The sequence below is a fragment of the Williamsia sp. Leaf354 genome, from assembly GCF_001424365.1.
In the GTDB taxonomy this organism is placed as follows: domain Bacteria; phylum Actinomycetota; class Actinomycetes; order Mycobacteriales; family Mycobacteriaceae; genus Williamsia_A.
In genome coordinates this window covers 1,463,128-1,487,135 of sequence record NZ_LMPL01000001.1, presented here as the reverse complement: position 1 = coordinate 1,487,135, position 24,008 = coordinate 1,463,128, and the positions used below count along the sequence as shown (strand labels likewise).

General features: G+C 70.5%; 23 protein-coding genes. 11 read left to right on the top strand and 12 right to left on the bottom strand.

From position 1 onward, the window contains the following. Nucleotides 1–4 precede the first annotated feature (4 nt). From ASG12_RS07180 to ASG12_RS07165, 4 genes are all read right to left on the bottom strand, one after another. The gene (locus ASG12_RS07180; protein ID WP_055786844.1) at nt 5–373 is read right to left on the bottom strand and encodes an FKBP-type peptidyl-prolyl cis-trans isomerase; all 369 of its coding nucleotides are present in this window, start codon (nt 371–373) and stop codon (nt 5–7) included. After that, entirely contained in the window at nt 373–1,692 is a 1,320-nt protein-coding gene (locus tag ASG12_RS07175; RefSeq protein ID WP_082501702.1) for a citrate synthase, read from the bottom strand. Before ASG12_RS07175 ends, ASG12_RS07180 begins: the two co-directional genes overlap by 1 nt. Before the next feature lie 73 nt (nt 1,693–1,765). After that, on the bottom strand, nt 1,766–2,695 hold the full coding sequence (locus ASG12_RS07170) for a carbohydrate kinase family protein (RefSeq protein ID WP_055786841.1): 930 nt from the start codon (nt 2,693–2,695) through the stop codon (nt 1,766–1,768). Then, a complete protein-coding gene (locus tag ASG12_RS07165) occupies nt 2,692–3,648 on the bottom strand; it encodes an aldose 1-epimerase family protein (protein WP_055786838.1) in 957 nt (318 codons plus the stop codon). Before ASG12_RS07165 ends, ASG12_RS07170 begins: the two co-directional genes overlap by 4 nt. 106 nt (nt 3,649–3,754) lie before the next feature. Between ASG12_RS07165 and ASG12_RS07160 the strand changes: the two genes are divergently transcribed. The 8 genes from ASG12_RS07160 to ASG12_RS07125 all read left to right on the top strand — a co-directional run bounded on the left by ASG12_RS07160 (nt 3,755) and on the right by ASG12_RS07125 (nt 9,849). After that, nucleotides 3,755–4,444 (top strand): 5-oxoprolinase subunit B family protein, encoded by a 690-nt coding sequence (locus ASG12_RS07160; protein ID WP_055786836.1) that lies wholly within the window; start codon nt 3,755–3,757, stop codon nt 4,442–4,444. Further along, on the top strand, nt 4,441–5,322 hold the full coding sequence (locus tag ASG12_RS07155) for a biotin-dependent carboxyltransferase family protein (protein ID WP_055787881.1): 882 nt from the start codon (nt 4,441–4,443) through the stop codon (nt 5,320–5,322). The genes ASG12_RS07160 and ASG12_RS07155 overlap by 4 nt, the downstream gene beginning before the upstream one ends. A gap of 60 nt (nt 5,323–5,382) precedes the next feature. Beyond that, nucleotides 5,383–6,366 carry an oxygenase MpaB family protein gene (locus ASG12_RS07150; protein ID WP_055786833.1) on the top strand — a complete coding sequence of 328 codons (984 nt, stop codon included), beginning with the start codon at nt 5,383–5,385 and terminating at the stop codon, nt 6,364–6,366. A 110-nt stretch (nt 6,367–6,476) separates the two neighbouring features. Continuing rightward, on the top strand, nt 6,477–7,556 hold the full coding sequence (locus ASG12_RS07145; RefSeq protein WP_055786830.1) for an LLM class flavin-dependent oxidoreductase: 1,080 nt from the start codon (nt 6,477–6,479) through the stop codon (nt 7,554–7,556). After that, nucleotides 7,553–8,029: a MarR family winged helix-turn-helix transcriptional regulator gene (locus ASG12_RS07140; RefSeq protein WP_055786826.1), complete on the top strand. Its 477-nt coding sequence runs from the start codon at nt 7,553–7,555 to the stop codon at nt 8,027–8,029. Before ASG12_RS07145 ends, ASG12_RS07140 begins: the two co-directional genes overlap by 4 nt. 75 nt (nt 8,030–8,104) lie before the next feature. Next, entirely contained in the window at nt 8,105–8,683 is a 579-nt protein-coding gene (locus ASG12_RS07135) for a TetR/AcrR family transcriptional regulator (protein WP_055786823.1), read from the top strand. Between the two features lie 145 nt (nt 8,684–8,828). After that, nucleotides 8,829–9,128 (top strand): DUF1540 domain-containing protein, encoded by a 300-nt coding sequence (locus tag ASG12_RS07130; protein WP_045824128.1) that lies wholly within the window; start codon nt 8,829–8,831, stop codon nt 9,126–9,128. A 139-nt stretch (nt 9,129–9,267) separates the two neighbouring features. Then, nucleotides 9,268–9,849 carry a dihydrofolate reductase family protein gene (locus ASG12_RS07125; RefSeq protein ID WP_055786818.1) on the top strand — a complete coding sequence of 194 codons (582 nt, stop codon included), beginning with the start codon at nt 9,268–9,270 and terminating at the stop codon, nt 9,847–9,849. A gap of 37 nt (nt 9,850–9,886) precedes the next feature. Here the strand turns inward: ASG12_RS07125 and ASG12_RS07120 are convergent, their stop codons facing one another. The 4 genes from ASG12_RS07120 to pdxH form a co-directional block, all read right to left on the bottom strand. Further along, nucleotides 9,887–12,931 carry an MMPL family transporter gene (locus ASG12_RS07120; protein ID WP_055787878.1) on the bottom strand — a complete coding sequence of 1,015 codons (3,045 nt, stop codon included), beginning with the start codon at nt 12,929–12,931 and terminating at the stop codon, nt 9,887–9,889. 142 nt (nt 12,932–13,073) lie between these two features. Further along, entirely contained in the window at nt 13,074–13,874 is an 801-nt protein-coding gene (locus ASG12_RS07115; protein WP_235456327.1) for a phosphatase PAP2 family protein, read from the bottom strand. A 47-nt stretch (nt 13,875–13,921) separates the two neighbouring features. Beyond that, nucleotides 13,922–15,187 carry an MFS transporter gene (locus tag ASG12_RS07110; protein WP_055787875.1) on the bottom strand — a complete coding sequence of 422 codons (1,266 nt, stop codon included), beginning with the start codon at nt 15,185–15,187 and terminating at the stop codon, nt 13,922–13,924. Then, on the bottom strand, nt 15,187–15,840 hold the full coding sequence (gene pdxH, locus ASG12_RS07105) for a pyridoxamine 5'-phosphate oxidase (RefSeq protein ID WP_055786812.1): 654 nt from the start codon (nt 15,838–15,840) through the stop codon (nt 15,187–15,189). The genes ASG12_RS07110 and pdxH overlap by 1 nt, the downstream gene beginning before the upstream one ends. A 105-nt stretch (nt 15,841–15,945) precedes the next feature. Between pdxH and ASG12_RS07100 the strand changes: the two genes are divergently transcribed. Continuing rightward, a complete protein-coding gene (locus tag ASG12_RS07100; RefSeq protein WP_055787873.1) occupies nt 15,946–17,088 on the top strand; it encodes a citrate synthase 2 in 1,143 nt (380 codons plus the stop codon). 22 nt (nt 17,089–17,110) lie between these two features. Here ASG12_RS07100 and ASG12_RS07095 read toward each other — a convergent pair whose 3' ends face one another. Genes ASG12_RS07095 through ASG12_RS07080 form a run of 4 tightly spaced genes read right to left on the bottom strand, consistent with a single transcriptional unit; the run spans nt 17,111 to nt 21,487 of the window. After that, on the bottom strand, nt 17,111–18,304 hold the full coding sequence (locus ASG12_RS07095) for a class I SAM-dependent methyltransferase (RefSeq protein WP_055786810.1): 1,194 nt from the start codon (nt 18,302–18,304) through the stop codon (nt 17,111–17,113). Nucleotides 18,305–18,328: 24 nt separating this feature from the next. Next, a complete protein-coding gene (locus tag ASG12_RS07090) occupies nt 18,329–19,930 on the bottom strand; it encodes an ABC transporter permease (protein WP_156377951.1) in 1,602 nt (533 codons plus the stop codon). Then, the gene (locus ASG12_RS07085) at nt 19,920–20,858 is read right to left on the bottom strand and encodes an ABC transporter ATP-binding protein (RefSeq protein WP_055786804.1); all 939 of its coding nucleotides are present in this window, start codon (nt 20,856–20,858) and stop codon (nt 19,920–19,922) included. The genes ASG12_RS07090 and ASG12_RS07085 overlap by 11 nt, the downstream gene beginning before the upstream one ends. Further along, nucleotides 20,855–21,487 carry a TetR/AcrR family transcriptional regulator gene (locus ASG12_RS07080; protein WP_055786802.1) on the bottom strand — a complete coding sequence of 211 codons (633 nt, stop codon included), beginning with the start codon at nt 21,485–21,487 and terminating at the stop codon, nt 20,855–20,857. The genes ASG12_RS07085 and ASG12_RS07080 overlap by 4 nt, the downstream gene beginning before the upstream one ends. A gap of 159 nt (nt 21,488–21,646) precedes the next feature. On the opposite strand from ASG12_RS07080, the gene serC reads away from it, so the two are divergent. Both serC and sepH read left to right on the top strand, forming a co-directional pair. Beyond that, nucleotides 21,647–22,780, top strand: coding sequence for a phosphoserine transaminase (gene serC / locus ASG12_RS07075; RefSeq protein ID WP_055786799.1), 1,134 nt, complete (start codon nt 21,647–21,649; stop codon nt 22,778–22,780). Nucleotides 22,781–22,988: 208 nt separating this feature from the next. Beyond that, nucleotides 22,989–23,999, top strand: coding sequence for a septation protein SepH (gene sepH / locus ASG12_RS07070; protein ID WP_055787870.1), 1,011 nt, complete (start codon nt 22,989–22,991; stop codon nt 23,997–23,999). Nucleotides 24,000–24,008 lie beyond the last annotated feature (9 nt).

Below are 24,008 nucleotides of genomic sequence, written 5' to 3'. Positions count from 1 at the left end.
GGGGCTATCCCACGCCCAGCAGGTCGATGACGAACACGAGCGTCTTGCCCGAGAGTCGGTGTCCTGCACCCGCGGGTCCGTAGGCCAGCTCCGGCGGAGCGATGAGCTTGCGGCGACCGCCGACCTTCATGCCGGGGATGCCCTGCTGCCAGCCCGGGATGAGTCGGTCGAGGGGGAAATTCGCGGATTGTCCACGGTCCCACGAGGAGTCGAACTCCTCGCCGGTCTCGTACTCGACGCCGACGTAGTGCACGTCGACCATGCCGTGCGGCACGGCCTCGTCACCGTCACCGACGACGAGGTCCTCGGTCACCAGTTCGGTGGGCGCCGGGCCCTCCGGGAAATCGACCTCGGGCTTGGTCTGGTCGGCCATCAGCGCTGTCCCATCTCGGTGAAGTCACGCTCGGTGTACCCGGTGTAGATCTGGCGCGGGCGGCCGATCTTGGTGCTCGGGTCGGCGTTCATCTCCTGCCAGTGCGCGATCCATCCCGGCAGACGGCCGAGGGCGAACAGCACGGTGAACATGCGCGTCGGGAAGCCCATCGCGCGGTAGATGAGGCCGGTGTAGAAGTCGACGTTCGGGTACAGCTTGCGCTCGATGAAGTAGTCGTCGTGCAGGGCGACGTCCTCGAGTCCCTTGGCGATGTCGAGCAGGTCGTCGGTGACGCCGAGGGTCTTGAGGATCGTGTCGGCGGTCTCCTTCACGATGGCCGCGCGCGGGTCGTAGTTCTTGTAGACCCGGTGTCCGAAGCCCATGAGCTTGACCCCGGCCTCCTTGTTCTTCACCCGGTTCATGAACTCCTTGGTGTCGCCACCACCGGCGCGGATGTCGTCGAGCATCTCGAGGACGGCCTGGTTGGCGCCGCCGTGCAGCGGGCCCCACAGCGCGTTGATGCCGCCGGAGATCGAGGTGAACAGGTTGGCCTGTGACGACCCGACGAGACGGACCGTCGAGGTCGAGCAGTTCTGCTCGTGGTCGGCGTGGAGGATGAACAGCATGTCGAGGGCCTTGGCGACCTCGGGGTCGACCTCGTAGGGCTCGGCGGGGAACCCGAACGTCATGCGCAGGAAGTTCTCGACGAGGCTCAGCGAGTTGTCCGGGTACAGGAACGGCTGACCGACCGACTTCTTGTACGCGTACGCCGCGATCGTCGGCAGCTTCGCGAGCAGACGGATCGTCGACAGCTCGACCTGCTCGGGGTCCTTCGGATCGAGCGAGTCCTGGTAGTAGGCACTCAGCGCGTTGACGGCGCTGGAGAGCACCGGCATCGGGTGGGCGTTGCGGGGGAACCCGTCGAAGAACCGCTTGAGGTCCTCGTGGAGCAGGGTGTGCCGCTGGATCCGGTTGGTGAACTCGTCGAGTTCGCTCGCGCTCGGCAGCTCGCCGTAGATCAGCAGGTAGCTGACCTCGATGAACGTGGACTGCTTCGCGAGCTGGTCGATCGGGTACCCGCGGTAGCGCAGGATGCCCGCGTCACCGTCGATGTAGGTGATGGCCGACTTGGTCGACGCGGTGTTGACGAACCCGCCGTCGAACGTGGTCATGCCGGTCTGGGCGAGGAACTTGCCGAGCCCGACACCGGCGGCACCCTCGGTGGCCTCGATGATCGGGAGGTCGAGTTCGCCCCCGGGGTACTCGAACTTGGCGGTCTGGGCTTGTGCCCCGTTGGACGAGACTGTTTCCGCGGACACTGGAGGCCCCTTTTCGACTGGCTGGAGGGCCTCGTGGGCCGTTTCCAGGGTGTGCGTATGCCTTGAGGTCAACCTAGTCGCTCGTGAGCTCCCCCGCCCACGGAGGGTCGGCGCCGGGTCGCGACACGGTGATCGCCGCGGCCCGCGCGGCGAACGACAACGCCTCCTGCCAGGCGTCGCGGTCGAGGTCGCGCACGGCCTCGGCGCCGAGCGCCCCGTGTGCGCCGAGCCAGTGCAGCAGCGCTCCGACCACGGTGTCACCGGCACCGATGGTGTCGGCGGTGACCACGGCCGGGGCGGCGACCTCGGCGGTGAACTCGCCCGTGGTCACCGCGAGTCCCGCACCACCGCGGGTGGTGACCACCGCGCCGACACCGGCGTCGAGCCAGTCGGCGGGACGCGAACCGCCGGGGCCGTCGGCGAGCCAGTCGGCGTCGTCGTCGGACACCTTCACCACGTCGACCGACGGCAGCCAGCTCACGAACCGACGGCGGTAGGCGTCGGCGTCGGCGATGACCGGTGTCCGGATGTTGGGGTCGAGCATGATCAGGCGTCCCTGGGCGTGATGGGTGTGCATCATCTGCTCGTAGACCGAGGCGCCGGGTTCGAGCACCAGGGACAGCGTGCCGAAGGCGAGCGCGCCGACGGTGCCCGGCAGCGGCCCGGGATCGACGACCCGACGATCGGCCGTGCCCTCGACGTAGAACGTGTAGCTCGCCGCGCCGTCGTCGCCGAGCGACGCCAGCGCCAGCGAGGTCGGGGCGTCGGGATCACGTTGCAGCAGAGACAGGTTCACCCCCGCCGCATGCAGCGACGCCACGAGTTCGTCGCCGAAGTGGTCGGTCGACACGCGCGAGCAGAACGACACCGCCGACCCGAGCCGACCGAGCGCGACGGCGACGTTGAACGGCCCACCGCCCAGCGCCGGGCGCAGGGGCGCGAGGCCGCCGGTGTGCGCGACGAGGTCGACGAGCGACTCCCCGCAGACCACGATCTCCTTCACCGCACACCGGCCGCGTGGTGTGCCAGTCCCCAGGTCCCCGACCACATCTGGCCGGGTGCGCAGACGATGAGGTCGGTGCCCGAGGCCAGGGCGTTCGGCGGAGCGGTCATCGGCTCGATCGCCAGCGCGCGGCCACGGCCGGGGAACGCCTGATCGTGGGCCGGATCGGCGGTGAACACCTGCGCCCACCCGAAGCCGAGGTCGGTCCACAGTTCGGTGGTCCCGCCGTCGGGTGCGGTGAGTCGGTTGCGGTGGCGGTCCCCGGATCCCGACGGCTCGACGGCCATGTCGGTGAAGGGGGTGTCCATCCACACCCCGTCGACACGTCGGGGCGAGGAGAAGTCGAGGTCGGTGCCCGCGACCGGTGTCGGATCACCGGCGGGGAGCTGGCGCTCGGGGTCGAGTGGCAGCGTCGAGGCGCCGGCGAGTTGCAGCGTGCAGTCGTCGATGTCGGCGTCGCCGGCGCGCACGAACGTGTGGATGCCGAGCGCGAACGGTGCGGTGGTGTCACCGACGTTGGTGACGGTGACCGTCACCGTGAGGCCGGTGTCGGCGTCGAGCGCGTACTCGGCGACGAGGGTGAGATCGAACGGCCAGCCCGGGTGCCGACCGATCGGGACGCCGAGGGTCACCGACCGGTCGGTCACCTCGTGCAGGTTCCACTCGACGGTGCGGACGAAACCGTGATTGGCGTTGTTGCGGGCGGTCTCGGTGATCTCCAGCTGGTGGTCGACGCCGTCGAACGTGTAGCGGCCGTCGGCGGTGCGGTTGGGCCACGGCGCCAGCACCAGGCCCGCCGACAGCGGGGGTTTGCCGCCCTCGGTGGCCAGCACCTCCGCCGCGTCCCACGTCTCGGTCAGCAGTCGGTCGCCGTGGCGCACCGCCCGCAGGCCGGCCCCGCGAGCCACGATGTCCGCGCTGTAGTCGCCCGCCGTGATCCTGAATTCGCCCACGCCGTCGAGTCTGGCACACCGGGACCGGGCGACGGCCGGGCTCGGGAACCGCCGATCGACGCCGTCGCGGTGGTGCGCCGCGGCGGCCGCGACGTACGGTTGGCCGATGCGGGAGTTGCCTGCCGGAATCGACGCCGTGCTGCTCGATTTCGCCGACGCCGAGGCCCCCTGGCGCCATGCGCTGCTCGCTGCCGACGCCCTGCGTGCGGCCGCCGCCGAGGACGCGCTCACCGGGGTTCTCGACGTCGTGCCGACCGCGGAGACGGTGCTGGTGCAGGGCACCCCGGGGGCCGGTCTCGACCGCCTCGGCATCCGTCGCGTACTGCGCGCCGCGGGCTCCACCCGGCCCGACACCACCGACGTCACCGGGCCGGCGGCACCGTCGATCACGGTCGACGTCGCCTACGACGGCGCGGACCTCGACGACGTCGCCGCGACGCTCGGGGTCGACCCCGAGCAGGTCGTCGCCGCCCACACCGACACGGTGTGGCGGGTGCAGTTCATGGGTTTCGCACCGGGTTTCGGGTACCTCGTGCCCGACTCGACGGCAGCAGGTGCCGACCCGCACGACCCGACCCTCGACGCACTGCGCGCGCTCGGCCGGCGCTCGGAGTCGAGATCGTCGGTGCCTGCGGGGTCGGTGGCGATCGCCGCGGGCTACAGCGCCGTCTATCCGCGCTCGAGCCCCGGTGGCTGGAACCTGTTGGGCACGAGCACGATCGACCTGTGGGACGTCGACCGCACACCGCCGGCGACGCTCGCGCCGGGCGCCACGGTCCGGTTCCGCGCGACGTGACCACCCTCGAGGTGCTCGCGACGGGTCCGCTCGCGACGGTGCAGGACCTCGGCCGACCGGGACACGCACACCTCGGGGTGCCGCTGTCGGGGGCGGCCGACCGCGGAGCGCATCGGCTCGCCAACCGCCTGGTGGGCAACGCCGAGACCGCGGCGACCCTCGAGGCGACCCTCGGCGGAGTGCGGATCCGTGTGGGAGGCGACGCGTTCGTGGTGGTGACCGGGGCGCCCTGCTCGGTGACCCGCGGCGACACGCCGATGGGCCACGGTGCCGCGTTCGCGGTGCACGCCGGCGACGTGATCGCCCTGGGCTCCCCGACCGTCGGGCTGCGTTCGTATCTCGCCGTCCGTGGCGGTATCGACATGACGCCCGTGCTGGGATCGCGTGCCACCGACACCCTCTCGGGGTTGGGTCCGCCGATCGTGGCGACCGGGCATCGACTGCCGATCGGGTCCGACGCCGCGGCGTGGCCGACCGCCACCGAGTCGTTCACCGCCGCCGCCGCGCACCACGGCCCGATCACCCTGGCGGTCTCGCCGGGACCGCGCGCCGACGCTCTCGTCGATCACGACGCGCTCACCACGGGCATCTGGATCGTCAACCCCGCGAGCGATCGCGTCGGCGTGCGCCTCGACCGAGACCCCCGTCGCACCGATCCCCTCGCCGCCGTCCACCCGGCGAGCACCGAACGCGCCTCGGAGGGTGTGGCACTCGGGTCGGTGCAGGTGCCGCCGAGCGGGCAACCGGTGCTCTTCGGCGTCGATCATCCGGTGACCGGTGGCTATCCCGTCGTCGCGGTGCTCACCGCCGACGCGATCGACGCCGCCGCCCAGCTCGTCGCGGGCGACCGGGTGCGGCTCGTCCCGACGGCCCGATGACGCACGCCTCGACCCCAGCCCATTGACGAGGCGGGTGAGACGGAATTACTGTTTCGTCTCATGACGGCCACGCACCCCGACCGAGCTCCGCGCACCGACGACGAGATCCCGATGCTCGGTCCCGATTCGGTGACGTGGAAGTACTTCGGCGGGTGGCGCGGCATGCTGATGGGCCTGTGGTCTGGGTCGATGCAGAACATGCACCCGAAACTCGGCGCGGCGGTGTGGGAGCACTCGGACTTCTTCGGTGAGCGGTGGCAGCGGTTGATGCGGTCGCTGTACCCGATCTCAGGGGTGGTGTTCGACCGCACGCCCACCACCGGCCGCGAGGTGCGCGACTACCACCGCGCGATCTCCGGGGAGATGCCCGACGGCAGTCGCTACCACGCCCTCGACCCCGACGTCTTCTACTGGGCGCACGCCACGTTCTGGTACGGCGCGGTGCGGTGCGCAGAGGCGTTCGGGCCCCCGATCTCCGAGGCCGACAAGCGCGCCATGTTCGACGAGTCGCGCGTCTGGTACTCGATGTACGGGCTGAGCATGCGCCCGTGCCCGGACACCTACGAGGACTTCCTGGCGTACTGGGATCACATGTGCCGCAGCGTCCTCGAAGACCATCCCGCCGTGCGTACGGTCCTCGACATCGCCGAGTTGCCCCCGCCGCCGTGGATGTCGTGGATTCCCGGCATGCTGTGGCGCCCGGCCGCGAAGATCGTCGCGCGGGGCTTCGTGTGGGTCACGACAGGTCTCTACGATGAGCCGGTCCGCGAGCTGCTCGGCCTGTCGTGGTCGGCCGCAGACGAGCGACGGTTCCGCCGATTCGGTCGCGCCGTCGACGTGACGATGCGCCTGGTGCCGCCCCGGTATCGCATCCACCCGCGTCCCCGCGACGCGTGGGACCGGGTGTCGGGTCGCGTCGCCGCCGACGCACCCCTCGTGGAGACCCCGACGCGCAATCTCCCGCCGCTCGACCGCCGTGGGCTGCCCGAGCACTACTGCCCGGTGAGCGCCGCGCGCCGGGCCGATCTGCCCTGGCAGCGCTGAGCTGACCGCACCCCTCCGCACCGGTCCGGAATACATGACTGCGCATGTTGTTGTCCGAGGGGAACCGGGCGCGACCACCGACGCCCGCACAGACCCCAGGATGGTGCGCCATGCAGATCGGTATCGACAACTTCGTCTCCTCGGTCGTCGAGTACGACACCGGGCGCGAGATCGACGGCCGGACCCGCATCGGGCACCTGCTCGAGGAGGTCGAGGTCGCCGACCGATCCGGGGTCGACGTGTACGGCATCGGCGAGCACCATCGCCCCGAGTTCTACGACTCGGCGCCCACGGTGCTGCTCGCCGCCGCAGCGGCCCGCACGAGCGACATCCGGCTCACCAGCGCGGTGTCGGTGCTCTCGGCCGACGACCCGGTACGCCTGCACCAGCAGTTCGCCACCATCGACCTCATCTCGAACGGTCGCGCGGAGATGGTCGTCGGTCGCGGATCGTTCACCGAGGCGTTCCCGCTGTTCGGACTCGAACTCGCCGACTACGACTCACTGTTCGCCGCGAAACTCGATCTGCTGCTGCGCATCCGGGAGAACCCGGCGTCGGTCACCTGGAGCGGCCCGCACCGTCCGGCACTGCGCGGGCAGGGTGTCTACCCGAAGCCGGTGCAGGGCGCGATACCGATGTGGCTCGGCGTGGGCGGGAGTCCCGAATCATTTGTGCGCGCAGGCCGTCTCGGGCTGCCGCTGATGGTCGCGATCATCGGCGGTGAGCCACGTCGGTTCCGTCCGCTGATCGATCTGTACCGCGAGGCCGGGTCGCGGTCGGGGTTCGCCCCGGAGCAGCTGCCTGTGGGGATCCACGCGCCCGGTCTCGTCGCCGACACCGACGACGCCGCGGTCGCCGCCGCCTACCCGGGCTGGGCCGATCTGTTCGGACGCATCGGCCGCGAACGCGGCTTCGGCGCACCGGGCCGCGCGGAGTTCGACGCCATGGCCGGACCCCACGGTGCGATGTTCGTGGGCTCGCCCGACACCGTCGCGGAGAAGATCGCCCGGGTCTCCGACGATCTCGGCGGTCTCGCACGCCTCACCGTGCAGATGACGAACACCAAGCTGCCGCACGACGCGATGCTGCGCGGCATCGAGCTGCTCGGCGGGTCGGTGAAGCCCGCGGTGGCACAACTCATGGGGGCGAACGTGCCGGCCGGGAACCCGACGGCCACGGACCGGGTGTGATCGAGACCGGCCACAGCGTCGCCCCGACGGGCAGAGCGCTGGCCAACGAGGCCTGGGAGGCGCTGTACCGGGCGCAGGCGACGATCGCCCGCGACCTCGCCGACAGTGCCGTGTGGGAAGAGGTGCACGCCAGCGAGTACGGCGTCCTGCACGCCCTCTCGGCCGCGAACGCGCCGCGGGGTAAGCGGATCACCGCCCTCGCCGACGACGTGCTGCTCACCCAGCCGGGCCTGTCGCGTCTCATCGCCCGGATGGAGGCGCGAGGTCTCATCGCGCGCAGCCGCGACGACGGCGACGGACGTGCGGTCGTCGTCACCCTCACCGAGGCCGGCCGCGCGCTGTCGAAGCGTGCCGGATCCGCGCACGCCCGCGAGGTGTCGCGCGCGATGCGCGGCCGACTGTCACCACGCCAGCTGACCCAGCTGCGCGACCTCTGTCTACTGGTGACCGACCCGCACGAACACCCCGGATGAACGGGGTTCCACCGGCGTCGATGTATGCTGTCGTGCATAGTCCGAGGACGCGACCGGGGCGAGAGGTGGGCGGTGATGGCACGACGCGGTGACACGCGCGCCCGCATGGTGCGCAGCGCCATCGGTCTCATGCAGCGCAACGGTGCGGCCGCGGTGACGGTCGACGCCGTCCTGGCCGACAGCGACACCCCTCGGGGATCGGTCTACCACCACTTCCCCGGCGGTCGCGATCAACTCGTCGGCGATGCCCTGCGCAGCGCGGGCGACATCATGACGTCCATGATCCGGTCCAGCATCGACAAGCCGCTGCGCGAGGCGGTCGACGAATACTTCGACTTCTGGCGTCACATGCTCACCTCGAGCGACTACCGGGCAGGGTGCCCGATCGCCGGCGCGGCGGTCGGAGGCGCGGAGAGCGACCCCGCACTGCACGATCAGGTGGCCGAGATCTTCACCGAGTGGCACGTGATCATCCGCGACACCCTCGTCGCGGCCGGGGCGTCTGCCGCCCGTGCACAGTCCGTGGCGATCATGCTCGTCGCCGCCACCGAGGGGGCGTTGATCCTCGCCCGCGTCCAGCGCTCGCTCGCGCCGGTCGACGACGTCGCCGACGAGATCCGACACGTCATCGACTCCCTCGACCTCGCGACCTGAGACGGCGGCGCGCCTCCTCGTCGCGGCCCGCGAAGGGGAGCCTGACCTTGCTGGTGAAATCGGTCACACGGTCGTAGCGTGATGTGTGCCAGGCGATCCCGACGCCCCGTGGTCGCCGGTCCCAGCCGACTGTCCGGAGGTTCCCATGGCCACTCTCGAGATGCCGCACGTCACCGAGTGTTCGGTGAGCGCATGCTCCTACAACCACGACGGATGCCACGCATTCGCCATCAACGTCAGCGGTGACAACGGCACCGCCGACTGCGCCACCTTCATCCCGCTGTCGACCAAGGGTGGCCTCGACGTCGTCTCACCCCAGGTCGGCGCCTGCCAACGAGCCGACTGCACGCACAACGCCGATCTCGAGTGCACCGCCGCGGCCGTACGCATCGGCGCCGGCGAGTCCTCGGACACCGCCAACTGCCTCACCTACTCGAAGGCCTGACGCAGCCCCCTTTTTTCGATGAGAACGCCCCGCGCTCCTTCGCGGGGCGTTCTCGCGTCCATGGGGTACGAGCGATGAGTTCTCACCCTCCCCCGAGTCGACACCACCGATGAGAACGATCTCGAGGAGAGGACGACGCATGCGCGTGGTGGTGATCGAGCATCTGAGCCTCGACGGAGTCGTACAGGGACCCGGTCGCGTCGACGAGGATCCCCGCGGCGGTTTCGAGCACGGCGGATGGGCGCTCGCGGCGGCCGACCCGAGCACCGGCGCCGCGATGGGCGCGGCGATGGGCCCCGACTTCGCCTGGTTGTTCGGCCGCCGGAGCCACGACGACATGCTGGCCCACTGGAACGCGGTCGGCGGACCTTTCCGTGACGGACTCAACGCCGCCACGAAGTACGTCGTGTCCCGCGACCCGACGACATCACTCCCCTGGCCGAACTCGATCCTCGTCGCCGGCGACGCCGTCGAGAACGTCGCGCGACTGCGTGAGCGCCCGGGCGGGAACCTCGTCGTGATGGGCAGCGGTGAGCTCGTACGAGCACTGCTGGGCGCCGGGCTCGTCGACGAGATGCTGCTGATGGTGCATCCGGTCGTCCTGGGTTCGGGCACACGGCTCTTCGGCCCGGGTGATGCACCGATCCGCCTGCGCCTCGTCGACACCGCGTCGACGCCGACCGGGATCCTGATGACCACGTATCGGCCGCCGACCGACTGATCGCCCGGCGCCGACCGGACGCGGGGGCGTCACGCTGTCACACGCGGGCCGGCCACCACACGCGGTTGCCGATGACGGCCATCGCCGCCGGCACCAGAACGGTGCGCACGATCACCACGTCGAGGATCAACCCGACGCCGATGGTGAACCCCAGCTGCAGCAGGTTGATCACCGTGGCGCTCATGAGCGCGAACATGGTGACCGCGAACACGATTCCCGCCGTGGTGATCACGCCGCCGGTGGAGCCGAACCCGCGCACGATCCCGCTGATCATCCCGGTCGAGGAGTGTTCGCGGATCCGCGACGCGAACAGCATGCTGTAATCGGCGCCCACCGCCACCAGCGCCATGAACGCGATCGGGATCACCGACCAGTCGAGGTCGATGCCCAGAAGGTGTTGCCATACCAGCACACTCACGCCGACGGTCGCCGAGAACGACAGGACGACCGCCAGCACGAGCAGCGCGGGCGCCAGCAGACTCCGCAGCAGCACGCACAGGATCGCGAACACCGCGAGGATCGCCACGATGGCGTAGAGCGCGAAGTCGCGGTCGACCTGGTCGCTCATGTCGGCCGACAGCGACGCCAGTCCGGTCGATGACACCTCGGCCCGCTCGAGCACGGTGCCGGCCGCAGCGGTGCGCGCGGTCTCGGCGATCCGACCGACGTCACGAAGTGCTCTGTGGCCGTACGGGTTGTCGCTGCGGATCACCAACATGCGTGCGGTGTGCCCCGACGGCGACAGCAGCAGTCTCGACCCGGCGACGAAACGTGGATCGCTCAGCCCCTGCGCGGGGAGGTAGAAGCCGGCACCCGGGCCCGAGGTGGTGTCGCGGGCCATCGTCTGCAGGTAGCCACCGGCCTCGCCGAGTCCGGCGGTCAGTCGCGCGGTGAGGGCGACGGTCTTGTCGGTTCCGTCCTTCACCTGGCGTAATCCGTCGGCCAGGCGGTTCATCCCGCCCGTGAGCTCTGTCATCCCCGCGGTCAGTCGACCGAGGTCGCCGCGCATCTGCTCGATGCTGCGCCCGCCGAGTCCGTCGAGCAGGGCCTGAATCTGGCGCAGTCCGGTGCGGATCTCGGGCAGCGCGGCGGTGGCGCGAGCCACGACCTCACCGGGTACCCCGGCGATCGCCGACACCTCGCGCAGCGCCCTCGAGGCGCGTCCGGCGGTGGCCTGATCGAACATCCCGAACGCCGCGCGGGCGGCGAGGCAGCGCGGATCGGTCCGGCAGGTCGCGTCGGGGGCGGCGGTGAGCATCGGACCGAACACGTCCTGCAACCGCGCCGCCGCGGCAAGGGTGGACGAATTGCTCTGCGACACATCACGGATGAGGTCTCCGAGTACGTCGGCGAGCACCGAGAGCGCGCGCACGCCCTGCGGGAGGTTCAGCGATCCCCCGGACGCTGCGGCGACGATCCGGTCGGCGGTGTCGGCGGCACCGAGCACCCCGTCGGCCAGCGACACCACCTGATCGGTGCCGGCGACGAGATCGGGGAGCCGGGCGGCCGCTGAATCGGCGCCGTCACGCAGATCGGTGACACCCGAGGCCAACTGGCGCAGTTGTGGTGTCGCATCGAGCACCTGACGGTGGGCGTCGGTGAGTCGACCGCCGACCTGGCCGACCTGATAGCCGGTGGACGCCTCCGGGATCGGCGCGCCGTCGGGTCGCGTGATCGACCGGACGTGGGCGACGTCGGGCAGTTTCGACACCGCCATCGCCATCATCTCCAGTGCCGCGAGGTCATTCGTGTTACGCATGTCGTGGTCGGCGCGCACCACGAGGTATTCGGGGAGGATCTCGTTGACCCCGAAGTGTTTCAGGACCGCGTCGTACCCGCGCGTGGAGTCGTTGGCGTAGAGCTGCACCGACTCCTCGTCGAAACTCACCCGCATCGTGGGGATCACCATCGCCAACGCGATCAGCACCACCAGCGAGGCCGCGGCGAGCGGTCCACGATGTCGGATCACCTGCGCGCCGCGCCGTCGCCAGCGACGCTCGGTGTCGGCGCGGGGCTCGAGGTGCCCTCGTCCGGCGGCGACCGCCATCAGCGCCGGGGTCAGCGTCACCGACACCGCCAGGATGACCAGCACCCCGATCGCGGTGGGTGGACCGGAGGTGGCGAACATGCCCACCTTCGCGAAACCCATCGCGGCGGCGGCCGCGGCGATGGTGAGAGCTGAGGCGATCAGGATCGGCGACACGCGCCCGCTCGCCGTGGCGATCGCCGTGCTCGGATCCTCTCCGGCGCGACGCGCATCGTGGTAGCCCGCGATCAGGAAGATGGCGTAATCGGTTCCCGCGCCGAGCAACAACGCGGTCATGATCGCGATGGTGAAATTGGAGATCGACACCACCTCACCGGCGCCGAGCGCGGAGATGATCGGCCGCGCGATCCCGAGACCGACCCCGATGGTGATCAACGGGACCAGCGCCGCCACCAGCGAGCGGTAGGCGATGAGCAGCATCACGGTGATCAGCAGCAGCGACACCACCGTGATGATGAGCAGCGAGACGTCGATCGACGAGAACAGATCGGCCAGGGTCGGCGAGGCGCCCGTGTAGTACACGTCCAACCCGGGCGGTCGCGGGATCGCGTCGATCTGCGAACGGATCTCGACGGTGCTGTGGTGCGCGCGCGTGCTGCCGACGTCACCCTGGGCGACGACCATAACGGTGACGGCCTTGCCGTCGGGGCTGCGCGCGGAATCCCGCGTCGCGGGGTTGCCGTACATGTCGAGCACGTAGGCGACGTTGTCGGTGTCGGCGGCGAGCCTGCGGACCAGTTCGCCGTAGAACGTCGTCTCCGCCGGTCCGACACCGCGATCGGTCGCGAGCACCACGTTCCCGACGGCCGTCGAGGCCGGTGACCCGAAATCGGTCGACATGTCCCGCAGCGCGTCCACCGAGGGCATGTGGTGGGGCAGGAACGCCGCGGACTTCTCCGCGGCGGTGTGTTCGATCTGGGGCACCGCCAGGTTGAGGCCCGCGACGGCGATCAGCCAGAAGCCGATGACCCACCATCGGCGGCGGGCCACGAATTCGCCCGTGCGACCGAGGACCGAACTGTGCCCGTGCGACATCCTGCTCCCCTGCATTCCTTACCAACCGGCATTGTTATGTCGGGATGCATAGTAAGACACAGAGGCGGGTGTTCTGCCCACCTGGAGTGACGAGCGACACAGTGGGCGAGGCGCAGCGAGAGGAGACGAGAACGGGCCGCGGTCAGCGACCGGCGACCCAGCGCGATTGCGGGACGAACGGTTCCGCGATCGGGACGCCCCGTCGCGCGGGTGTTCCGATACCCGCGGTGAGCAGCGCGAACACGCCGGCGGCGACGACACCGATGGCGGCGAGCACCAGGTGACCCGTGTGCACGGCCCACACGAGGGGGCCGATCGCGGCGACGACAGCGGTCAGCGCCGCGACGCCCGGCGGTACGCCCGAGCGCGTCGAATCGGGTACGAGGATCATCGCGGCCCCCACCATGAACAGGGACCCGACGATGTCGCTGGGCCGATGGGCGCCGACCTCCATGAGCCCCTGCCCCACCACGGTGGTCCACATGGCGCCGACGACCGCGACGACCGGCGCGACCACCCGGGGCGCCGCGCGGATCGCCGCCGCGACACAGCCGGCAGCGGCCGCGGTGTGACCGCTGGGAAAGGTGTTGAACGCGGCGCGGGCGATGTCCATCAGTTCGGGCCGCGGGAGGATCTCGGTCCGCAGCATCCGTGCGACAACCACACCGAGCGCGGGCAGGACGAGCAACGCGATGATGCTGCCCCGACGACGCGCCAGCAGGCCCAGCACGATCACGACGACCGCGGCGACGAGCCACAACCGTGGATCGGTGACCCGCTGGAAACCGACCCGGTGCAACAGGTCCCGCCACGAGTCGGCGCCGTACATCGCCTCGTAGACGCGTTGGTCGACACGCTGGCCCGCCGTGGTCCACACGGTGACGAGATAGACGACCGCCATCGCGGCCAGCAGCACGACGCTGCCGACGATGCGTCCGGTCATCTCCTTCACCGGCTCAGGGTACCGACGCGGCGCGGGAACCCGCTGGATCAGTGGACCAGGCGATACCGGACGAACGCCGGCACCGCGAGTGCCGCGACCACCGTGAACACGATGACCGCGACACCACCGCCCGCCGTGGTCACCGCCACACCGGCGGTGGCCGCGACACCGCCGTGCGCGACGTCGGCGATACGGGGACCGCCTGCGACGACCACCGTGAACACACCCTGCAGGCGGCCGCGCACGTCGTCGTTGGCCGCCGACTGCAGCATCGACTGCCGGAAGGCCGCCGACGCCATGTCGGCCGCGCCGCCGATCATCAACAGCGCCACCGCGATCGGCAGCATCGGCAGCGACGCTCCCCCGGCGAACGCCACCACCACGCCGAGCCCGGCGATCGACGCACCCCAGATGACGATGCAGACGATGACCGCCAGGCCCTGTCGCTGCACGCGCGACACCCACCCGGAGAACACGCCGCCGACGACCGCGCCCGCCCCGATCGCGGCGAACAGCAGCGCGAAGGCGAGGCCACCGCCGTCGGGACCGCCGAAGTTCTCGTGGGCCATCTGCGGGAACAGCGCGCGCGGCATGCCGAACACCATCGCGATGAGGTCGACGACGAACGACATCATCAACACCTTGTGTCCGCGCAGGTAGACGAACCCGTCGATCACCGATCGCAGTCCGGCGACCCGTGGCGCGTCGTCGCTGCGTTCGGGTTTCAGCGAGGGCAGCCGGATCACCGCCCACAGCGTCGCGAACAGGAAGATCGTGTCGACGAGGTAGAGGGTGGAGTACCCCAGCTTCGGGATGAGGGCGCCGCCGATGACCGGTCCGGCGATGGCGCCGGCCTGCATCACCGTCATGTTCAACGAGTTCGCGGCGGGCAGGTCCTTGATGTCGACGATCTTCGGCAGGATCGCCGACTTGGTCGGCTGGTTGACCGCGAAGAAACCCTGCTGCACGGCGAACAGCGACAGGATGACCCACACGTTGTCGATCCCGGCGGCGGCCTGCAGCCAGAACAGGGCGCTGCACCCGATCAGGCCGATCGTGGTGATGATCAGCAGCAGCCGACGATCGACGATGTCGGCCACGGCGCCGCCCCACAGCCCGAACACGACCAGCGGGACGAGACCGAACAGCCCGGCGAGACCGACGTAGGCCGAGCTGCCGGTGATGAAGAAGATCTGCGCCGGCACCACCACGACGGTGAGCTGGGCGCCGATGACGGTGATGATGTTCGCCGACCACAGTCGGCGGAAGTGCGGACTGCGCAGCGGCGCGGTGTCGGCGAGGAGTCCCGCCATCAGGGTTGCAGCCTGCGTGCGTCCCACACGCCCGTGTCCGGGTCGCGCACGACGCGCACCCGATCGTGCAGACGGTCGGCACCGCCCTGCCAGAACTCGACGGTCGTCGGCTCGATGCGGTAGCCACCCCAGTTGTCGGGCAGGGGCACCGGCTCGTCGCCGTCGACGCCGCCGAAGCGATCGGCCACCGCACGTGCCTGGTCCTCGAGTTCGGCCCGCGACGCGATGGGATGCGACTGGGTCGAGGCGAGTGCGCCGAGCTGTGATCCGCGGGGGCGACTGGCCCAGTAGGCCTGCGTCTCGGCGCGCTCGATCTGCACCACCGGCCCACGGAAGTGGACCTGCCGCTCCATCGCGATCCACGGGAACGTGGCCGAGGCAACGGGTTGCGCCGCCAGGTGTCGTCCTTTGTCGGAATCGTGGTTGGTGTAGAACACGATTCCGCGGTCGTCGACCGCCTTGCACAGCACCGTGCGGGTCGCGGGTACGCCCTCGGCGTCGACGGTCGCGACCACCATCGCGTTGGGTTCGGGGATCGAGCGGGCGACCCCGTCGGCCAGCCACCGCTCGAACAGGTCGAGCCACATCGGCTCACCGGTCAGCGACTCCGGCCCGAGTCCGCCGCCCCCGGCCGACCCGTAGCCGACGCGCATATCGGACACGTTCACTGCCTCACCATCCACGCGAGACGACGCTACTCGCGGGCACTAGAGTTCTCGTCGTCAGCAGTGCGCACGGGCGACGAAGGAGTCGACACGATGGCAGAGAGCTCACCGACCCCCTCGGACACCGCACACGTGCCCGACGACTTCGTCCCAGGACTCGAAGGTGTCACCGCCTTCACCACCGACATCGCCGAACCCGACAAGGCCGGGGGCAACCTGCGCTACCGCGGTGTCGACATCGAGGACCTCGTCGAGAACCGGGTCACCTTCGGTGACGTGTGGGCCCTGCTGGTCGACGGACGCTTCGGTGACGGGCTCCCGCCCGCCGAGCCGTTCCCGCTCCCCATCCACACCGGCGACGTGCGCGTCGATGTCCAGGCCGCGCTGGCCATGCTCGCGCCGATCTGGGGTTACCAGCCGCTGCTCGACATCGACGACGCCACCGCTCGCGACAACCTCGCCCGGGCATCGGTGATGGCGCTGTCGTACGTGGCGCAGTCGGCACGCGGCATCCATCAGCCCGCCGTACCCCAGGCCCAGGTCGACGAATGTGACACCGTCACCGCACGTTTCATGACCCGGTGGCGAGGCGAGCCGGATCCGGCGCACATCCGCGCGATCGACGCCTACTGGGTCAGCGCAGCCGAACACGGCATGAACGCCTCGACGTTCACCGCCCGCGTGATCGCCTCGACCGGCGCCGATGTCGCCGCATCGCTGTCGGGAGCGGTCGGCGCCATGAGCGGACCGCTGCACGGTGGCGCGCCGGCACGCGTGTTGCCGATGATCGAAGAGGTCGAACGCTCCGACGATGCCCGCGGGCTGGTCAAGGGCATCCTCGACCGCAAGGAGAAGCTGATGGGCTTCGGGCACCGGGTCTACCGGGCCGAGGACCCACGGGCACGGGTGCTGCGGCGCACCGCGAAGGAGCTGGGGGTGCCGCGTTTCGAGGTCGCCGCCGCACTGGAGCAGGCGGCGCTGACCGAACTGCGCGAACGGCGCCCCGACCGCGCCATCGAGACCAACGTGGAGTTCTGGGCCGCGGTGATCCTCGATTTCGCCGAGGTGCCGACCCACATGATGCCGGCGATGTTCACCTGCGGACGGACCGCGGGATGGTGCGCCCACATCATGGAGCAGAAGCGCCTGGGCAAGCTGGTGCGGCCGGCGGCGATCTACACCGGACCCGGCCCGCGCCGCCCCGAGGACGTCGACGGATGGGCCGAGATCTCCTGATCTCGCTGCGCGAGCACCGTTCTCACGGACGAGCGAGCGGTTCGACGAGGAAGGCGCGGCCCGCACCGGCGACCCGGGTGAGCACGATGAGCGCCGAGCGACTGCCGGTGAGCCGGAGCTTGGCGATGAGGTCTTCCGGGACCACCTGCACGCCACGCTTTTTCACGGTCACCGTGCCGATGTCGAGATCCTGCAGAGCAGTACGCAGCTGCTTGGTCCGGTAAGGCAGTTCGTCGAGCACGAGATACCCGCGGGCGAACGGGGTGTCGGCGGGTTCGTCGGTGGTGATGTAGGCGATGTGCCGGTCGGGCAGCCACCCGTCGATCCGCTCGGCCAGGTGCGCGACGAGACCGGCGCGGATCACCGCGTCGTCGGGTTCGAAGAGGTAGCGGCCCACCGGACCCGCCTCGTCGCTGTCGGCCCCGTCGGACCCGGCGCGCTCGCCGCCGCTCATCGTGGCACCCGACGGCAGCACCGTCGCGACACGGGTGTCGGCGTCGGGGTGGGTGAATCCCGCTCCCCACAGGCAACATTCGACGAGCTTGCCGCGCTCGGAGACCCATTCGGCGCGCACGCCGTCGCCGATGTCGTCGTGGCCGATGCCGGGCATCACCTTCGCGACCGCGCGCCCGGTCAGCCGCTGCGCCACGAGATCCCATGGCGGCGTGAGGCCGTCGAGCCGGAACACGCGGCCCCGTGCGGTGCGCCGGGCGGGATCGAAGAACGCGACCTCGTCCTCGGCGACGGTCGCGGCGGTGGCGTCACCGACCTCGACGGTGCCCGGCAGACCCAGGGCCGCGAGGTTGGCGCGCGCGATCTCGACACGCACCGGGTCGATGTCGACGCCCCGTACCGCGATGCCGGCCCGCGCGAAGGCGATGAGATCCGACCCGATGCCACACCCGAGGTCGACCACCGCATCGGCGCCGAGCGACCGCAACGTACGCGCGCGATGGGTCGCGACCGAGGCGCGCGTGGCCTGCTCGAGGGCGTCGTGGGTGAAGTACATGCGCGTGGCGTCGTCGCCGAACTTGGTCCGCGCCAGCCCGCGCAGATGGTTCTGGGTGACCGCGGCGGCCACGAAGTCACCGTCGTGAACGGTGCGCAGCCGGCTGCCCAGCGCGTGGTCGGACTCGACGCCGGCCCGCTGTGCGATCTCGGTGAGCAGCGCCTGTCCGGGTTCGGTCAGCAGTCGGCGAAACGTCTCGACATCCACGACCGCATCGTGTCACCTGACCGTTCAGCCCGGGATGTCGCGGCGACCGAACCCCCATCCGCCGAGGCCGAGAAGCACCGCCGCAGCCACCAGGCTCAGGATCGGTGCGACGAGGCCGACGTCGCCGGGCGGCATGCCCGACACGTGGGTGTGGGGCGCGAGATCGCGCACCCACATGGGCAGTCCGAACAGCTCGCCGAACTGCGCGAGCAGCATGTCGGCCAGTACCGCGGCCCACCCCACCGCGACGAGTCGTGGTCGTAGGCCCCAGGCGGCGACGCCGACCGCGACGACGACCAGGGTTCCGGGGATCTGGACGGCCCCGGCGGCGAGGACGGTCCCGATGTCGGGTGCCGCCGACGTCCCGGCGCTGATGGTGTGGGCGACCGCGATGGCGACCGATGCCGCCACGATCACGACGATCGACGCCCCGAGCGCGGCACAGGAGGTGCTCACGAACCACCGTGTGCGTGACGTCGCCGTGGCGAGGACCTGCTCGGTGCGGCCCGCGGTCTCGTCGGCGCGGGCCCGCACCACCACCGCGAGGCCGGCGAGACCGGCGATCACCCCGACGAACCCGAGCACCGCGGTCATCACCGACTCGGCGAGCGCGCCACCGCCCCCGAGGTCACGGACGATGTCGGTGACCCCGCCACCCGACGGCACCAGGTCGCTCACCGATGACAGCAGGAATCCCAGCAGCAGGCAGTAGGCGGCGGTCGCCGACACCCACGGCGCGATCGTCGGCGCCGACACCCGCGCCACCACCGCACCCACCGAGCGCAGTCGGCGCGATCCCGCGGGGCCGGGTCGCCGCACCAGCAGGCCCTCCCCGAGGTCGCGGCGACGCGCGATGGTCGCCGCCACCGCGACCCCGACGACACCCACCGCCACACCGGCGACGACGGGCAGCACCCGACGATGTCCGAACGGGTCGATCAGCTCGACCCACCCCACCGGCGAGGCCCACCGCAGCCAGGTGACCCCGTCGACGAGATCACCGACACCGCGTAGGACGTAGCCACCGGCGAGGACCGTCACCACGGCGACATTCGCCCCACGTGCGGTGCCGAACACCTGATCGGCGACCGCGGCGATCCCCACGGCAGCGGCACCGACCGTCACATAGCCGATCCCGACCATCACCGCCGACGTCGCCGACGCTCCGACGAGCGCTGTCGCACAGGCCATCACGACGCCGAGGACCGCGCCGGCGATCATCGCGGCCGCGGCGGCGACGAGCACCGGGGCCGTCGGCGCGACGACACCGGCGCGCACGAGTTCGCCCCGTCCGGCGTCCTCCTCGGCGCGGGAATGACGGATCACGGTGAGGGCGACAAGGATTGCGGCTACGAGCACGAGGAACAGTCCGACCCGCCACGTCGTGATCGCCGCGGCCGAGGTGTCCTCGCCGAGCGGACCCAGCAGCAGCCGGAACGCGGGGTTGTCCGCGGCACCCGATCGCAATTCCTCCCGAGCGGCGGCATCGGGGTACAGCGACGCCATGGCCACACCGGTGACCACCACCAGGACCGGCAGCGCGACGATGCCCAGCGACGAACGGATCCGTTCGCGCCGCAGCGCGACACCGGCCAGCAGCCCCGCGCCTGCGACGTCAGTGCTCATCGCGGTCGGGCCCCTCACCGTGGCGTCCGTAGTAGCCGAGGAACAACTCCTCCAACGACGGCGGTGCGATCTGCAGCGACCGCACACCACGGGTGCCGAGTGCGGTGAGCAGCGTCGACAGACCCGCCGGCGCGACGGAGAGGGTCACCCCGGTGGCGTCGGTGGTCGATGACGTCGTCTCGAGGTCGGCGACGTCCGGGAGCTCGGCCAGGCCGTCGGTCGATCCGACGACCTCGGCGGTCACCCGGGTCCTGGTGAGGTGACGCATCTGCGCGAGTGTGCCGCTCTCGACGGTGCGACCGGCCCGGATGATGGTGACGGTGTCGCAGAGGCGTTCCACCTCGCCGAGGATGTGGCTCGACAGCAGGACCGACGTGCCCGCCTCGGCCGCCTCGCGCACGCAGTGACCGAAGACGTCCTCCATCAGCGGGTCGAGTCCCGAGGTGGGTTCGTCGAGGATCAACAGATCGGCGCGGGAGGCGAACGCGGCGACGAGGACGACCTTCTGCCGGTTGCCCTTCGAGTACGCCGAGATCCGTTTCGTCGGGTCGAGGTCGAAACGGTCGATCATCGCCGCGCGATCGGCGGGACGCGGCGTCGCCCCACGCAACGCGAGCAGGGCGTCGATGCACTCGCCGCCGGTCATCTGCGGCCAGAGGTTCACATCGCCGGGTATATAGGCGATCCGGCGATGGATCGCGACGGCGTCACGCACCGGATCACCGCCGAGGACGCTGACCGACCCGCCGTCGCGGCGGTAGGTCCCGAGCAGTACTCGGATGGTGGTCGACTTCCCGGCGCCGTTCGGGCCGAGAAAGCCGGCGACGGAACCCTTCTCGACGGTGAGATCCAGGCCGTCGAGAACCTGGTTGCGGCCGAACCGTTTCCGGAGACCTGACACGGCGATGACCGCTTCTGGTTCGCTCATCGCTCGCTCCCCCGGTAGGCCACGACGGCGTCGAGGACGGTGGTGTCGGTGAGGACGCCGTGGGTCGCGTACTCCGCGGCGGGCAGCATCGTGCGCTGCGCGTACGCGGCGACGATGGCGGCGCTGTCGGCGTGGTCGGGTGGCGGGTGCACGGCGAGGTCGACGAGCATCGCCCCGATCGACTGCGCCACCAGATAGCGCGCCCGGGCCGCCTCGTCGAGCGAGGGACGGATGCGACCGGCCGCGACGCCGACGGCCATCGATCGCTCGGTGTCGGCCACGAGTCGTTCGATGAACGTGCGCGCGAGGTCGCCGCCCTGCTGCACGCTGCGTAGGAGGTACATCAGCGACGGACCGGCGTCGGCGAGATCGGCGAGTTGGTGGTCGAGCGACACGGCGTCTCCGACGGGATCCCGCAGCGACGCGAGGTTGCGGTTCCTCGTCTGCTCGAGCACGTGGGTGTCGCACTCGGCGCGCAGACCGTCCTTCGACCCGAAGTGGTGGATGACCAGGCCGGGACTCACCCCGGCCGCCTCGGCGATCGTTCGCACCGACGCGGAGAACCCGTCGCGGGCGAACACGGCGATGGCGCTGTCACGCACCGTCGCACGCGCCGTGAGATCGCTCATCGGGTCTCCTCCGCTCGGTCGTGCCACGCGTCGACTGAACGCGCGTTCAGGACATTAAACAGTTGTTCAGCCGTGCGCAAGGGTCAGGCCGTCGAGGCCGCGCGGGTGGGGCAACATGCGCCGTCGGTGACCTCGGATGCGGCAACTACGATTGCGGCCATGAGCGATTCCGCGATCACGATCCCCGCCGACCTCCTCCCCGCCGACGGCCGCTTCGGTTGCGGCCCGTCCAAGGTCCGCCCCGAGCAGCTGCAGTCGCTCGTCGACACCGGTGCGTCGGTGTTCGGGACCAGCCACCGCCAGGCACCGGTGAAGAACGTCGTCGGCGCCATCCGCGACGGTCTGCACACCTTCTTCTCACTGCCCGACGGCTACGAGGTGGTCCTCTCCAACGGCGGCTCGACCGCGTTCTGGGATGCCGCGTCGTTCGGCCTCATCGAGAAGAAGTCGCTGCACCTCACCTACGGCGAGTTCTCGTCGAAGTTCGCGAGCGTCGCGAAGAAGGCGCCGTTCATCGACAACCCGACCGTGATCTCCACCGACCCGGGTACCGCGCCGAACCCGGCCGACATCACCGCCGAGCAGGCCGGCGACGTCGACCTCATCGGCTGGGCGCACAACGAGACCTCGACCGGTGTCGCCGTGCCGGTGTCGCGCCCGTCGAGCGCCGGCGACGCGCTGATCGTGATCGACGCGACCTCGGGTGCCGGCGGACTGCCGGTCAACGCGGCCGACGCCGACGTCTACTACTTCGCGCCGCAGAAGAGCTTCGCCTCCGACGGCGGCATCTGGTTGGCGCTGATGAGCCCCGCCGCGCTCGAGCGGATCGCGACGATCGAGGCCTCGGGCCGCTGGTGCCCCGACTTCCTGTCGCTGCCGACCGCCGTCGACAACAGCTCGAAGAACCAGACCTACAACACCCCCGCCGTCGGGTCGCTGCTGCTGCTGGCCAACCAGCTCGAGTGGATGAACGCCCAGGGTGGACTCGACTGGGCCACGAAGCGCACCGCGGACAGCTCCAGCCGGCTCTACCAGTGGGCCGAGGCCAGCGAGTTCGCGACACCGTTCGCCGCTCCGGAGCACCGCAGCCAGGTGGTCGGCACCATCGACTTCGACGACTCGGTCGATGCCGCCGCGGTCGCCAAGACGCTGCGCGCCAACGGCGTCGTCGACACCGAGCCGTACCGCAAGCTCGGTCGCAACCAGCTGCGCATCGGCATGTTCCCGGCCATCGAGCCCGACGACATCACGCAGCTCACGAAGTGCATCGACCACGTGGTCGCCGCCCTCTGACACCGGTCGGGCCGCCGTTCCGGTGGGGGCGGACGTGACGCATGTGACCCGTGGGACAATCGATCACAGCCCTGCTGAGCTGGTGTTTCCCGGTGTGTCATCGACCCGACACGCCGTCGCTGCACTAGGGTCGGGTGAACAGTCGCTCGGATGAACATCGGTCATGGCAGATCGGTACCACCCGCTCTCACTCGAGGAGGAGGGGCAGATGCGTGAACTGCGTGTCATCGGTCTGGACACCGACGGCGGATCGGTGATCTGCCAGGATCCCGACTCCGGTGAGAAGTTCCACCTCCCCGCCGACGATCGGCTCCGCGCCGCCGCCCGCGGCGACATCTCCCGACTCGGACAGATCGAGATCGAGATGGAGTCCACCCTGCGACCGCGCGAGATCCAGGCCCGCATCCGGGCCGGGGCCAGCGTCGCGCAGGTCGCCTCCGCGGCCGGCGTGACGCCCGAGAAGGTGTCCCGCTTCGCCCACCCGGTGCTGCTCGAGCGGTCGCGCGCCGCCGAGTTGGCGTCGTCGTCGCACCCCATCCGCATCGACGGGCCTGCGCTGTCGACGCTGGCCGAGGTCGTCGCGTCCGCGCTCGGCGCCCGGGGCCACAATCCCGAGGACACCGACTGGGACGCGTGGAAGAGCGAGGACGGTCGCTGGATCGTCCAGGTCAGCTGGCGCGTCGGACGGTCGGAGAACCACGCCCACTGGCGGTACCAGCCGGGGTCGGGTGGCGGCACCACCGAACCGCTCGACGAGACCGCCGACGAGATCACCGATCCCGACCTGAGTCGTCCACTGCGCGGGCTGACCTCGGTCGTCTCCCTCGCCTCGGCCGGTGAGCAGTACACCGTCGGCGCCGACGATCTCATCGGTCGCCAGCGTGCGCGGGTCGTCTCCACCGACACCCCCGAGGCGCTCCAGCCCACGCTCATCGACCACCACGTCGAGCCGGTCGAGGATCTCGACGACATCGACGATCTCGACCTCGACGACGTGCCACCTGCCGAGATCGCCAGGGAGACAACGGCCGAGCCGACACCGCCTCCGGTCGACGACACCGAGCCGACGGCGCCCGCGGCCGACCCGCTCGACATGCGCAGCAGCGCACCCACATCGGACGAGACACCGACCCCTCGTCGGCGCAAGGCCGCACGCAAACCCGCGGTTCCGGCGTGGGAAGATGTTCTCCTCGGAGTTCGAAGCAACGGACACCAGTAACGGGTTGAG